General features: G+C 63.1%; 9 protein-coding genes (1 of these 9 running past the window's edge). 3 read left to right on the top strand and 6 right to left on the bottom strand.

Going from position 1 to position 13300, the window contains the following annotated elements:
• Positions 1-1794, top strand: the 3' portion of a protein-coding gene (locus ACX3M4_RS21905; protein ID WP_459355098.1) for a M23 family metallopeptidase. Its footprint begins 180 nt before the window's first position; only the last 1794 of its 1974 coding nucleotides appear in the window; its start codon lies beyond the left edge, outside the window; its stop codon occupies positions 1792-1794.
• Between the two features lie 178 nt (positions 1795-1972).
• Here the strand turns inward: ACX3M4_RS21905 and clpB are convergent, their stop codons facing one another.
• The 6 genes from clpB to ACX3M4_RS21875 all read right to left on the bottom strand — a co-directional run bounded on the left by clpB (position 1973) and on the right by ACX3M4_RS21875 (position 11478).
• A complete protein-coding gene (clpB, locus tag ACX3M4_RS21900) occupies positions 1973-4570 on the bottom strand; it encodes an ATP-dependent chaperone ClpB (RefSeq protein WP_459355097.1) in 2598 nt (865 codons plus the stop codon).
• Positions 4571-4834: 264 nt separating this feature from the next.
• Positions 4835-5506 carry a DUF4167 domain-containing protein gene (locus tag ACX3M4_RS21895; RefSeq protein ID WP_459355096.1) on the bottom strand — a complete coding sequence of 224 codons (672 nt, stop codon included), beginning with the start codon at positions 5504-5506 and terminating at the stop codon, positions 4835-4837.
• Positions 5507-5897: 391 nt separating this feature from the next.
• Positions 5898-6746 carry a peptide chain release factor N(5)-glutamine methyltransferase gene (gene prmC, locus ACX3M4_RS21890; protein ID WP_459355095.1) on the bottom strand — a complete coding sequence of 283 codons (849 nt, stop codon included), beginning with the start codon at positions 6744-6746 and terminating at the stop codon, positions 5898-5900.
• Positions 6747-6748: 2 nt separating this feature from the next.
• The gene (prfA, locus tag ACX3M4_RS21885; protein ID WP_459355094.1) at positions 6749-7822 is read right to left on the bottom strand and encodes a peptide chain release factor 1; all 1074 of its coding nucleotides are present in this window, start codon (positions 7820-7822) and stop codon (positions 6749-6751) included.
• 54 nt (positions 7823-7876) lie between these two features.
• Positions 7877-10144, bottom strand: coding sequence for a phosphoenolpyruvate--protein phosphotransferase (gene ptsP / locus ACX3M4_RS21880; RefSeq protein ID WP_459355093.1), 2268 nt, complete (start codon positions 10142-10144; stop codon positions 7877-7879).
• 83 nt (positions 10145-10227) lie between these two features.
• Positions 10228-11478 (bottom strand): aspartate kinase, encoded by a 1251-nt coding sequence (locus tag ACX3M4_RS21875; RefSeq protein ID WP_459355092.1) that lies wholly within the window; start codon positions 11476-11478, stop codon positions 10228-10230.
• A gap of 209 nt (positions 11479-11687) precedes the next feature.
• Between ACX3M4_RS21875 and ubiG the strand changes: the two genes are divergently transcribed.
• Both ubiG and ACX3M4_RS21865 read left to right on the top strand, forming a co-directional pair.
• Positions 11688-12449 carry a bifunctional 2-polyprenyl-6-hydroxyphenol methylase/3-demethylubiquinol 3-O-methyltransferase UbiG gene (gene ubiG / locus ACX3M4_RS21870; protein WP_459355091.1) on the top strand — a complete coding sequence of 254 codons (762 nt, stop codon included), beginning with the start codon at positions 11688-11690 and terminating at the stop codon, positions 12447-12449.
• Positions 12383-13144 carry an alpha/beta fold hydrolase gene (locus tag ACX3M4_RS21865; RefSeq protein WP_459359483.1) on the top strand — a complete coding sequence of 254 codons (762 nt, stop codon included), beginning with the start codon at positions 12383-12385 and terminating at the stop codon, positions 13142-13144. Before ubiG ends, ACX3M4_RS21865 begins: the two co-directional genes overlap by 67 nt.
• The last annotated feature ends 156 nt before the right edge of the window (positions 13145-13300 follow it).

Below are 13300 nucleotides of genomic sequence, written 5' to 3'. Positions count from 1 at the left end.
ATGGCCGCGCTCGATGGCCAGTACAGTGTCGAGGCCGCGCCGACATCCGATGCGTATCTATCCGGCCTCTCCGCTTCCAGCGGCGGCGCGAAGGGCGACCGTGTCCTGCGCACGGCAGCGGAATTCTCCAGCAAGCATGTCATCGACGTGAACGTGGTCACGCGCGAAGGCGACCGTGACCATATCCGCGTCCAGCCGCATATCTTCGTCAGCGCGAGCCTCGCGACCCGCAAGGACCCGGATCTCGCCGACAGCATCCCCGCCTTCAATCCGCTGAACATGTTCACGGACAACTCCGACGACGATGGTCCGGCCGCTCCAGGCGAGACCGGCACGCCGTTGCTGGCGGACTCTGTCTATGGCGCCAAGCTTGAAAGCGAAGTCAGCATCTCGCTGGCGCCCTTCCCGACCTACAGCGACGACATCGATCAGGGACGGACGCCGTCCGAGACCGAAGTGGAACTGGCAGTGCGCGACACCGCGCGCACGCTGTCCATCGATGCGGTGGAAATGGCCGCCAAGACGCTCGTCGATCCGGGCCGTTTCGATTTCAACCTCGCCATGCAACCGGACCTGGAACGGTACGCGGTGCGCATCACGCCGGAGAACGTTTCCTTCGTGTCCAAGCGCGACGAGGACATCCGGTTTGCGGGCATGGACGAAAGCATCGTTCCCGTGACGTCCGATCAGGATCTGGCCGACCTGATGATGGACAACGAAGCCACCGAAGACGAAGCCCGGGCCATCGCTTCCGCCTTTTCGGATCTCTACGGCATCGCGGCACTGACGGAAGGCCAGAGGTTGCGCATTGCCTATGCCCCCTCGCCGGATGACATGGAACGGATGCGTCCCGAACGCGTCAGCCTTTACGAAGACACTGCCCACCAGGCAACCGTCGCCCGATCCGATACAGGTGCCTATATCAAGGCCAAGGAGCCGAACACCTTCCTGGCCGACGCCTTCGAGGAAGCCGACCGGGTATCCTATGGCGGTCCGACACCGGCGATCTATGACAGCCTTTACCAGACCGCGCTGGAACAGAAGATGCCCGAGGAGATCATCAACGATCTGGTGCGCATGTTTTCCTTCGACGTCGACTTCAACGCCAAGGTCCAGCCCGGCGACACGGTGGAGTTGTTCTTCACCGAGGGCGACGACAATTCGACCCCCAAGATCCTTTATGCCGCCCTCAACACCGGCAACACGACCCGGGAATTCTACCGCTACCGCACTCCGGATGACGGCATTACCGATTTCTATGACGCCACCGGCCAGAGTGCGAAGAAATTCCTGATCCGCAAGCCGCTGAACGGCGGCACCTTCCGGTCCGGCTTCGGCATGCGCCGCCATCCGATCCACAGATACACCAAGATGCATACGGGCGTTGACTGGGCCGCTCCGCGCGGCACGCCGATCATGGCGGCGGGCAACGGCACGATCGAAAAGGCCGGCTGGAGTTCCGGCTACGGCCGCCGCATAGAGCTGCGCCACACCAACGGCTACACCACCACCTACAACCACATGAGCGGCTTTGCCAGCGGCATCCAGGAAGGGGCCCGCGTCACGCAGGGTCAGATCGTCGGCTATGTCGGCTCGACCGGCCTCTCCACCGGCCCGCACCTTCACTATGAAGTTCTGGTCAACGGCCGCTACATGGACCCGATGCGCGTGAAGCTGCCCAAGGGCCGCACGCTCAACGGCGAAATGCGCACCGCCTTCGAGGAAGAACGCTACCGCATCGACACGCTCATGGACCGGGTACGCAAGCCCTCGCGTATCGCCGCGATCAACTGACCGGCCGGCAACAGCAAAAGAAAAGCCCGCGAGACCATGTCTCGCGGGCTTTCTGTTTCAAGGATCTGAAAGGGCCCAAAGCGTGTCGCGTTCACTTGAATTCGCGTGACCCGCTTTATCTCCTTTTTGACGCACGTCTTTTTGCGAAAAACCGGAACCGACTTTTTCGCGACGTGAACTAAGCCGCGGCGCTTTCCGCGCCATCCACCTGGAAGATCAGCCGGTCGCCGCCGGCGGAGACTTCCACTGTCTGGCCGTCGAGGATCTCGCCGCCAAGCAGCTTCTCGGCCAGCGGGTCCTGTACGTCCTTCTGGATCACCCGCTTCAGCGGCCGGGCACCATAGGCCGGATCGTAGCCCTTTTGCGCCAGCCAGCCGACCGCGCCGTCGTCGAGCTTCAGCGTGATCTTGCGGTCGCTCAGAAGGGTCCGCAGGCGTTCCAGCTGGATCTTGACGATATCGGTCATCTGCGACCGCTGCAGGCGGTGGAAGAGCACGATCTCGTCAAGACGGTTGAGGAACTCGGGCCGGAAATGCGATCGCACTGCCCCCATGACCTCGTCCCGGACCGCGCCCGTATCCTGGCCCTCCGGCTGGTTGACCAGATATTCCGCGCCAAGGTTCGACGTCATGATGATCAGCGTGTTGCGGAAGTCGACCGTACGGCCCTGACCGTCGGTCAGGCGGCCATCGTCGAGCACCTGCAGGAGCACGTTGAAGACATCGCTATGCGCTTTTTCGATCTCGTCGAAGAGCACCACCTGGTAAGGCCGGCGCCGCACGGCTTCCGTGAGAGCCCCACCTTCCTCGTAGCCGACATAGCCGGGAGGCGCGCCGATCAGCCGGGCAACGGAGTGTTTCTCCATGTATTCGGACATGTCGATGCGCACCATGGCGCTGTCGTCGTCGAAGAGGAAGGCCGCGAGCGCCTTGGTCAGCTCCGTCTTGCCGACACCGGTCGGCCCCAGGAACATGAACGAACCGATCGGCCGGTTCGGATCCTGCAGGCCTGCCCTTGCGCGGCGGACGGCAGTGGAGACTGCGTGGATGGCCTCCGCCTGGCCGATGACGCGGCCCGACAGCAGGTCTTCCATCTTCAGGAGTTTCTCGCGTTCGCCTTCCAGCATCTTGTCGACCGGGATCCCGGTCCACTTGGAGACGACCTGGGCAATGTGAGACGGGGTCACCGCTTCATCGACCATGGCATCGGCATCTTCGGACGCTTCCGCGTCCGCAAGATTGCGCTCCAGATCCGGGATGACGCCGTAGGCGAGTTCGCCCGCCTTGGCGAGATCGCCTCGGCGCTGAGCGATTTCCAGGTCCGTGCGGGCCTGTTCGAGCTGTTCCTTGATCTTCTGCTCAAGGTTCAGCTTTTCCTTTTCGCCCTGCCAGCGGCTGGTCAGCGCCTGGGACTTTTCCTCCAGGTCCGTCAGCTCGCGTTCAAGCTTCACCAGACGGTCCTTGGACGCCTCGTCGCTTTCGACCTTCAGCGCCTCGCGCTCGATCTTCAGCTGGATGATCCGGCGGTCCAGTTCGTCCAGTTCCTCGGGCTTGGAATCCACCTGCATTCTGAGCCGGCTGGCGGCCTCGTCCATCAGGTCGATGGCCTTGTCCGGCAGGAAACGGTCGGTGATGTAGCGGTTGGAGAGCGAAGCCGCGGACACGATGGCGCTGTCGGTGATGCGCACACCGTGATGAAGCTCGTACTTCTCCTTGATGCCGCGCAGGATCGAAATCGTGTCCTCGACGGTCGGTTCGGTCACGAAGACCGGCTGGAAACGCCGGGCGAGCGCCGCGTCCTTCTCCACATGCTTGCGGTATTCGTCGAGCGTGGTCGCACCGACGCAGTGCAGTTCACCCCGCGCCAGGGCAGGCTTCAAGAGGTTGGACGCATCCATGGCGCCGTCCGCCTTGCCGGCACCGACCAGCGTGTGCATTTCGTCGATGAAGAGGATGATCTTGCCCGCGGCCGACTGGACCTCGGAAAGAACGCCCTTCAGGCGCTCCTCGAATTCACCGCGATATTTCGCACCGGCAATGAGCGAGCCCATGTCGAGCGCAAGCAGCTGTTTGTCCTTCAGCGATTCCGGCACGTCGCCATTGACGATCCGTAGCGCCAGGCCTTCGGCGATTGCCGTCTTGCCGACGCCGGGCTCACCTATCAGAACCGGGTTGTTCTTGGTGCGGCGCGACAGCACCTGGATCGTGCGGCGGATTTCCTCGTCGCGGCCGATCACCGGGTCGAGCTTGCCCTCGCGGGCAACCTGCGTCAGGTCCCGGGCATACTTCTTCAACGCTTCATACTGGTTTTCCGCGGTCGCGGTGTCGGCCGTCCGGCCCTGGCGCAGCTGGTTGATGGCTTCATTGAGAGCGTTCGGTGTAATGCCGTGCCGCTTCATCAGCTTGCCGGCTTCGCTCTCCGTATCCATGGCGAGCGCCAGGAGCAGCCGTTCCACGGTGACGAAACTGTCGCCGGCCTTGTCGGCGATCTTTTCCGCCTGCTCGAAGAGCCGTGCCGTCGCCTGGCCCATATAGAGCTGGCCGGAACCGCCGGAGACCTTCGGCATCTTGTCCAGAAGGCCTTCCAGATCGCCCTTCAGCGCCTTGGCCTTGCCGCCGGCGCGGTCGATCAGGCCGCTGGCCATGCCTTCCGGATCGTCCAGAAGCACTTTCAGGATATGTTCGGGCGTGAACTGCTGGTGCCCCCGCCCCAGGGCAAATGTCTGAGCGGACTGGACGAAACCGCGTGCGCGCTCGGTGTATTTTTCAAAGTTCATAAGATACCTCCTACCGTCCGCACCACCCGAAGCGTGGGAGACGACCTGGGATACGGACCCCTTCAGACGGGCATCCGCACAGTTTCCGGGAGCTGCATGCCCCCTCCACTGCACCCCTTATATAGTGTTGCATATTCACCACAAAAGCCCCTGCGGCATCTTATCTGCGCCCTTTTCGGCCCCTGCCGCAAGACGTCCGGCAGGACAAACGAAAACGGCGCCCCAAGGGACGCCGTTTACATGTTTCAGCTTTATCGAGGCTGACTATTCGCCCGCGGGTGCTTCCGCCGGAGCGTCGTCGTTGGCCTTTGCGCGGCGCGGCCGGGCAACCCTGCGGCGCGGCTTTGCCTGCTCTTCGTCGTTGCTGGCCGGTGCTGTTTCGGCACTGTCCTGTGCACCCTCGCCCTCGCAGGCCTCTGCGCCGCGGCGCGGAGCGCGGGAGCGGACGGTGCGGGGGCGGCGGCGCGGCTTGTCTTCGCCGTCGCCTTCATCCGCTCCGGCTTTCTGAGCAGAGCCGTTGACCTTGCCTTCCTGGTCGATGACAGGCATGTCGTCGATGAAGGGCTGCGGGCTGTCGGCGTCCATCATGTCGCCGTCCATGGAGGACTGGTCCTGGTGGGAACGCTCGCCGCCATTGGCATGGCCATTGCCGTTCACGGCAGCATTTTCATAGCCGTCATCGCTGTCGCCGCGGGCCGACATATGGGCCATGGGCTGCTGCTGCGGCTGCGCCGCAGCGACGATGCGCTGATAGTGCTCCGCGTGCTGGTTGTAGTTCTCGGACATCACCCGATCGCCGGATGCCTGGGCATCACGGGCCAGCTGCTGGTACTTCTCCGCTATGTGCATCGCAGTGCCGCGGATTTTCACATCAGGACCGTTGGATTCATAAGTCCGGGTTAACGGATTCGGGCCCTTGCGGCCCCGTCCGCGCATACGCTTATTGCTTTGATTTCCTGGTCTCATCCTGCCGTTTTCTCTTGCGGAACGGCGGTCAGCTCAAGACTGACCCAACATCGGAATGGCATAAACCGATACGAAATAGCTACCGAAACCAACCATGCTGGTCGCGGCTGTCATTGAAAACACACGCAACGCGCCAATGGCGAAAAGCCAACGCGATTGTCTTTTTCTTCGACAGTCCGAAACACCGGATAGTCCGATTTGCAACGGTTTCCAGAACGCTGAAAGTGCGCCGGTCCCCACGCTGCCGGATGCGTATGCCCCGCTTGAACGCTTGTCACATCTCCGGTCTCGGCAAGAGGAACCTACCCGTTTCCGCAGGGATTTCCAAGTGCTTTTTCGTAGGCCGATCAAATCGGGGATATTAGGCCTTGCGGGCGACCGCAACCCGGTCGTTTCCGGAAAGATCCTTAATGATTTCAATCGCTCCAAAGCCATGATGACGCAGCTGTTTTTTCTGTTCCTCGCCTTGATCGAAGCCGATTTCCAGGGCAATGCCGCCACCTAGGCGCAGCAGCTTGACCGCATCCGTGACTATACGGACATAGGCCGTCAGACCGTCTTCACCGCCATCGAGTGCCAAAAGCGGATCGTGCTGAATCACTTCGCGCGACAGGTCTTGCAGCACGGCCGTGCGGATATAGGGCGGGTTGCTGACCACCCAGTCGAAGCCCCCCTCCGGCCGCAGCGCGGACGTGTAGTCGCCGCGGACGGGCAGAAACCGGTCCAGGACGCCATGCAGCTCCGCATTCCGGACCGCACAATCGAGTGCTTCGGCCGAGAGATCGACGGCAACCATGCGGGCCCGGGGCAGTTCCGCCAGCAGCGTGACGGCGATGGCACCAGTGCCGGTGCCGATGTCGCAGATCGTCAGGCCGGCCTCGCGCGGCGCCTGCGCAAGCACGGCCTCGATCAGCGTCTCCGTGTCGGGTCGCGGTTCCAGCGTTGCCGGATTGAGGAGAAACAGCCGGCCGTAAAACTCCCGCGCGCCGAGAATCCGGCCGACCGGCATGCCGTCGAGCCGGCGCCGGGCATGGTCCTCCGCGACCACTGCAGCGGCCGCATCGGCATCCTCGTGCTCCCGCAGGACAAGGCCGGAGACATCAAGGCCCAGTGCGGCGCCGACCAGGAGTTTTGCATCAAGATCGGGCGTCGGCAGGCCGGCGGCGCGAAACCGGTCGCGCACGCTCCGGTAAAGCCGGCCGACGGTCATTCTCAAGCCTCTTCGGAGGCGAGCAGGTTCGCCTGATAATCCAGGATCAGGGATTCGATGACCTCGCCAAGCGATTCTCCGGAAAGGATCTGTTCGAGCTTGTAGAGGGTCAGGCCGATGCGATGGTCGGTGACCCGGCCTTGCGGGTAATTGTAGGTTCGGATGCGTTCCGACCGGTCGCCGGAGCCGACCTGCAGGCGCCGTGCCTCGGTGCGCTCACTGGCGGCACGCTCACGCTCCTCGTCATAGATGCGCGCCCGCAGCAGCTGCATGGCACGCGCCTTGTTCTTGTGCTGGGAGCGCTCGTCCTGCACCGCGACCACGATGCCGGTCGGCAGGTGGGTGATGCGCACGGCCGAATCGGTGGTGTTGACGTGCTGGCCGCCAGCGCCGGACGCGCGGTAGGTGTCGATCCTCAGATCGCTTTCCTGGACGTCGATGTCGACATCCTCTGCCTGTGGCAGCACCGCCACCGTCGCGGCCGATGTATGGATGCGCCCGCCCGATTCCGTTGCCGGCACGCGCTGCACCCGGTGCACCCCGGATTCGAATTTCAGCTTGGCAAAGACATTGTCGCCGGAAACCGACGCGATCACTTCCTTGTATCCGCCGACTTCGCCTTCGCTTGCCGACAGGATTTCCACCTTCCAGCCCTGAAGCTCGGCAAAGCGCTGGTACATGCGGAAAAGATCGCCGGCAAACAGCGCGGCTTCGTCGCCGCCAGTACCGGCGCGCACTTCCAGGATGGCGTCGTTGGCATCCGCCTCGTCTTTCGGCAGGAGGCCGATGCGCACGTCCTGGGTCAGTGCCTCGACGCGCTCTTCCAGTTCGTCGCGCTCCATTTCGGCCAGTTCGCGCATTTCCGCGTCGGACGACGGGTCGTTCAGCAACGCCTCTGCCCCGGCAAGTTCCTTCTCGACCTTGATCAGCGCGCGGATCTTGCCGACCAGAGGTTCCAGTCCGGCATATTCGCGCGAAAGCTTCACATAGGCGGACGGATCCGGATTGGAGGACATCATGTGTTCGATTTCGGCGAACCGGTCCAAAAGCGTATCGAGTTTATGACGCGCCAGCATACGCGCTGATTCTCCTGATCGTCCTGTCTTGACGGTGAGTTAAGCCTGTCGGCGCTAAAGCGCAACATCGGTTTCGGCGGCAAACCGCTTCAACACGTCCCGGATGTTGCTGTCGTCGTGTCCCGGTTCCAGCCTCGGCAGCAGCCGGGCGGACAGGCGCCCGGCGTCAAGCGTCCTGAGCATGGCCTTTACGGGACCGAGCGAGGCCGGAGACATGGAGAGGTCGCGGAAGCCGAGCCCGATCAGCGCCATCGCCTCCAGCGGCCGCCCGGCGAGTTCGCCGCACAGCGTCACCGGCACATGCTGTTTATTTGCTGCATCGATGATGGATTTCAAGGCACGCAGGAAACCGACCCCGAGCGTGTCGAACCGGTCGGCAACCCGCGTGTTGCCCCGGTCCACGGCGCAGAAGAACTGGAAGAGATCGTTCGAGCCGACGGAAACGAAGTCGACATAGGTCATCAGCTCTTCAAGCTGGAACAGGAGCGAAGGCACTTCCACCATGACACCGAGCCGGATGTTTTCCGGGGTCGCATGACCGTGCCGGCGCAGGTGCTTCACTTCCTTGTCGACCAGCGCCTTCGCCTCGAGGAATTCCTCGACCACCGCGACCATCGGGAACATCATCTTGAGATCCCGGCCCGCCGCCGCGTGCAAAAGCGCTCTGATCTGGGTGCGCAGGAGGCCTGGCCTGTCGAGACCGAGGCGCAATGCACGCCAGCCCATGGCCGGGTTTTCCTCCTGGATCGAACGCAGGTAGGGCAGGACCTTGTCGCCGCCGATATCGAGCGAGCGGAAGGTTACCGACTTGCCCTTGGCCGCATCCAGGACCTGGGTGTACTGGGCCTTCTGCTCGCGCATGCGCGGGAAGGATGACGCCACCATGAACTGCAATTCGGTGCGGAACAGACCGACGCCGGCCGCGCCCGCCTCATCCAGATGCGGCAGGTCCACCAAAAGGCCGGCGTTCATCTGCAGCGAAATATCGACGCCGTCCTTGGTGACGGACGGCTTGTTGCGCAGGCGCCGGTATTGCGCCTGGCGCCGCGCCCGGAAACGCACCTTTTCCGCATAGGCGTTTTCCAGGTCTACGGCCGGTCGCAGATGCACCTCGCCCGAATCCCCGTCGACGATGATGGCATCGCCGCCGTCGGCAAGGCTGACGATATCTTCCACCTGGCCGACCGTCGGGATGCCGAGGGCTCGCGCGACAATTGTCACGTGGCTGGTCGGCCCGCCTTCTTCCAGCACCAGGCCGCGAATACGGTCGCGACCATAGTCAAGCAGCTCCGCCGCGCCCATGTTGCGGCCGACGATGATGGCGTCCTGGGGCAGTTCGTCCTTGCCCGGGCCGTGTTCGCGGCCCATCAGCTCTCGGATCAGCCGGTGAGCGAGGTCGTCGAGATCGTGCAGGCGCTCGCGCAGGTAGGGATCGGTCTGGCGCAGCATGCGGGCGCGGGTGTCGCTCTGGACCTTTTCGACCGCCGCTTCCGCTGTCAGGCCGTTGCGGATCGCCTCTTCGATCTTGCGGATCCAGCCGCGATCGTAGGCAAACATGCGATAGGCTTCCAGAACCTCGCGGTGCTCGCCGGTCGCGGCGATCTCGCCGCTGGCCAGGAGATCGTCGATGGAAAGCCTGAGCCGGTTGATGGCGCCATCGAGGCGCATCTTTTCCCGGTCGGTGTCCTCGGCGATCAGGTTCGTGACGACGACACGCGGCTCGTGCAGAACCACATGTCCGAGGCCGACGCCTTCCGCAAGGCCGACACCGGAAGAGGTGATCGGCCGCGACATGTCGAGACCGGTGTCCTTCTGGGAGATCGCTTCCAGTTCGCCTGCGGCCACCATTTCGGCGATCACCATGGCGGTGGTCTGCAGCGCCTCGACCTCGTCTTCCAGATAGGTCCGGTGCGACTTGTTCTGCACCACGAGGACGCCGAGCGTGCGCCCGGCCCTCAGGATCGGCACGCCGAGAAAGGAATTATAGGCCTCTTCCCCGGTTTCCGGCAGATAGGCGAAGCCCGGATGGGCGCTGGCATTGGGAAGATTGAGCGGCCGCGCTTCGGCGGCGATCAGGCCGACAAGGCCCTGGCCGACGCGCAGGGACGCGCTGTGGACGGCGGCGCGGTTCAGGCCCTCGGTGGCATAAAGCTCCAGGACGCCGTCGGCGCGCAGAATATAAACCGAACAGACTTCGGCGACCACGTTCGCGGCGATCAACACCACGATCTTGTCGAGTCGCTCCTGCGCCGTGATCGGCTCGGCCATGACTTCGCGAAGCCGGCGGAGCAGAAGGCGCGGTCCGGCCAGGTTGCTGCGCATCGCGCCCCCGTTGATCCCGCTTCAGTCAGACATGTTCGGCCAGACAAGCCCCGGTCCCCGCCGGAGCCTGCTTGCCGGATGAACTATCCGTCCAACCCGTATAGCGAATGGAGAGTCCGCACTGCAAGTTCCGCATATGCTGAATCGATGAGCACGGAGATCTTGATCTCGGACGTGGTGATCGCACGGATGTTGATGCCCTTGGAGGCAAGACCGCGGAAACACTGGGCCGCGATCCCCGCATGGGAGCGCATGCCGATGCCGATGACGGAGACTTTCACGACATCCCGGGCGCCTTCCAGATTCTGGAAACCGATGACGGCGCGGTTGTCTTCCAGCACCTTCTTGGCGCGCTCGAAATCGCCTTCCGGAACGGTGAAGGTGATGTCGGTGGTCTTGCCATCCGGCGAAATGTTCTGGACGATCATGTCCACGTTGATGTTGGCGTCTGCCAGCGGACCGAACACGGATTCGGCAACGCCCGGCTTGTCGGCCACGTCACGGAGGGAGATCTGGGCTTCGTCCTTGGCATAGGCAATGCCGGTGACAACCTGCTGTTCCACGAGTTCGTCCTCGTCGCAAATAAGAGTACCAATCGGAAGGCCGTTTGTACCGACCTGAGGCGCGTCCGGATCGTCGAAGCTGGAGCGCACGAATGTTCTGACGCCATGGACCATGGCCATTTCCACGGAGCGCACCTGCAGCACCTTGGCGCCGAGCGAGGCCATTTCGAGCATTTCCTCGAAGGACACGCGGTCAAGACGCTGGGCCCGGGGCACGATGCGCGGGTCGGTCGTGTAGACGCCGTCGACATCGGTATAGATATCACAGCGGTCGGCCTTGATGGCGGCGGCAATCGCCACCGCACTGGTGTCGGACCCGCCGCGGCCGAGGGTGGCGATGCGGTTGTCCGGCGCAACGCCCTGGAAACCGGCCAGCACGGCCACCTGGCCCTGTTCGATACGCTCGATCAGGAGGCTGCCGTCAATATCGCGGATGCGGGCGGCACCGTGGTTTTCGTCGGTCTTGATCGGCACCTGCCAACCCTGCCAGGAGCGGGCGTTGACACCCATGTCCTGCAGAACGATCGCCAGGAGGCCGGAAGTCACCTGTTCGCCGGACGCGACAACGGCATCGTATTCGCGGGCATCGTGCAAGGGCGAGGCTTCCCGGCAATATTCCACCAGCTTGTTGGTCTGCCCGGCCATGGCCGAAACAACCACCGCGACCTGATGTCCGGCATCCACTTCCCGTTTGACATGGCGGGCGACATTGCGGATGCGATCGAGATCGGCAACCGAAGTCCCGCCAAATTTTAAAACCAGTCGGGCCATACCACTCGTATTCTTTTAGTCGTGTCGCTTGGCGCTGAGGCACCAGAAGCTCTTGAAGATCGGCGCACATCCATACAGGCTGCGACCCCGTGCTGCAACAGGGCTTTGGGTCGGCTCACTTGACAAAAGGTCAAAGAACAACAACGACAGCTAAACTGAGATCATCCGGCTGAAGACATCCGTATCTTCGCCAGGGAAAGGACAGTCCGATGACAGGCAAGGCACACCACACCACGGGCACGATCGACAGCGAGGAAGTCGCCCGGTTCTCGGCCATGGCCGCGGAATGGTGGGATCCGACGGGCAAGTTCAAGCCTCTGCATCGCTTCAATCCGGTGCGGCTCGCCTATATCAAGCAGGAAGTCTGCGCCAGGTTCGGCCGCGACCCCAAGACGACCGATGCCTTCAAGGGACTGCGCTTCCTGGATATCGGCTGCGGCGGCGGCCTGCTCAGTGAACCGATGGCTCGCCTGGGCGCCGAGGTTGTCGGCGCCGATCCGTCCGAGACCAATATCGAGATCGCAAAGCTCCACATGCAGAGCTCGGGTCTTCAGATCGACTACCGGGCAGAGACCGCAGAGGCCCTGGCCGCCGCCGGCGAAACCTTCGACGTCGTCCTCAACATGGAGGTGGTGGAGCATGTCGCCGACGTGCCGCTGTTCCTGGAGGCAACCTCCAGCATGGTGCGCCCGGGGGGCCTGATGTTCGTCGCGACCATCAACCGCACACTGAAGGCTTACGCGCTTGCCATCGTCGGCGCCGAGTATGTGCTGCGCTGGCTGCCGAGGGGCACCCATTCCTATGAGAAGCTGGTGCGTCCGGACGAGATCGAAGGGCCGCTGCAGGCAGCCGGTCTTGCGATCGTCGACCGCAACGGCGTCAGCTACAATCCGCTCACCGACAGCTGGGCGCGCTCGCGCGATATGGATGTGAACTACATGCTCCTGGCAGAACGGGCACAGAAGAGCTGATGGCCGACCCGATCCTCTTCGTCCCGGGTTTGCTGTGCACCGAGGCCCTGTTTGCCCCGCAGATCGTTGCCTTCGCCGACCGGCCGATCATGGTCGCGAACCACCGCGAACACGACAGCATCGAGGCGATCGCCGCATCCGTCCTGAGCCAGGCACCGGAGCGGTTCTCCCTGATCGGCCTCTCGATGGGCGGGTACATTGCCATGGAGATCATGCGGGAGGCGCCGGAGCGCGTCGGCAAGCTTGCGCTTCTGGACACCAACGCCCGGCCAGACCTCGGCGACCAGAGCGAACGCCGGCAGTTCCTGATCGACCTCACTCGGAAGAAAGGCTTCGCCAAGGTTCCGCATCTTCTCTATCCGGGCTTCGTGCATGAGAAGAACGAGGACAACGAGGAGCTGAAATCCATCGTGGTTGAAATGGCGATGGACACCGGTCCCGAGGCTTTCATCCGCCAGCAGACCGCCCTGATCAACCGGGTCGACGCACGTCCCCGGCTTGGCGAAATCACCTGTCCGGCAATGGTGCTTGTGGGCGACGGCGACCGGCTGACGCCGCCGGAGATCGCGCGGGAAATTCACGGCCACATTCCCGGCAGCGAGCTTGTGGTGATCGAGGGCAGCGGACATCTGTCGACGCTCGAGGCGCCGGATGAGGTAACGGCCGCGCTCAGGACCTTTCTCAACCGCCCCTGACGATTGTTTTTTGCCGTTTCTGAAAAATTCGTAACTCGTCTTTGATCCGCGTCAAGGATATGCCTTGAAGCCAAAGTACAGTTGCGTCACTTTGGGGACTGGCCCCCTGCCGGATGTGAAGTCTGAAACCGGCGAGGCGGGAACCGAATGCGGCAC

Source organism: Roseibium sp. M-1 (assembly GCF_054515675.1).
Note: the sequence above shows the minus strand (reverse complement) of the source record. Positions and strands in the feature narration are given on the sequence as shown.

Excerpts from the sequence above, each read along its gene's own strand:
- prmC (WP_459355095.1), bottom strand. The coding sequence starts at position 6,746 with ATGACCGTCGGCCGGCTTTACCGGAGCGTGCGCGACCGGTTTCGCGCC.
- ubiG (WP_459355091.1), top strand. The coding sequence starts at position 11,688 with ATGACAGGCAAGGCACACCACACCACGGGCACGATCGACAGCGAGGAA.
- ptsP (WP_459355093.1), bottom strand. The coding sequence starts at position 10,144 with ATGCGCAGCAACCTGGCCGGACCGCGCCTTCTGCTCCGCCGGCTTCGC.
- ACX3M4_RS21895 (WP_459355096.1), bottom strand. The coding sequence starts at position 5,506 with ATGCGCGGACGGGGCCGCAAGGGCCCGAATCCGTTAACCCGGACTTAT.
- prfA (WP_459355094.1), bottom strand. The coding sequence starts at position 7,822 with ATGCTGGCGCGTCATAAACTCGATACGCTTTTGGACCGGTTCGCCGAA.
- clpB (WP_459355097.1), bottom strand. The coding sequence starts at position 4,570 with ATGAACTTTGAAAAATACACCGAGCGCGCACGCGGTTTCGTCCAGTCC.
- ACX3M4_RS21875 (WP_459355092.1), bottom strand. The coding sequence starts at position 11,478 with ATGGCCCGACTGGTTTTAAAATTTGGCGGGACTTCGGTTGCCGATCTC.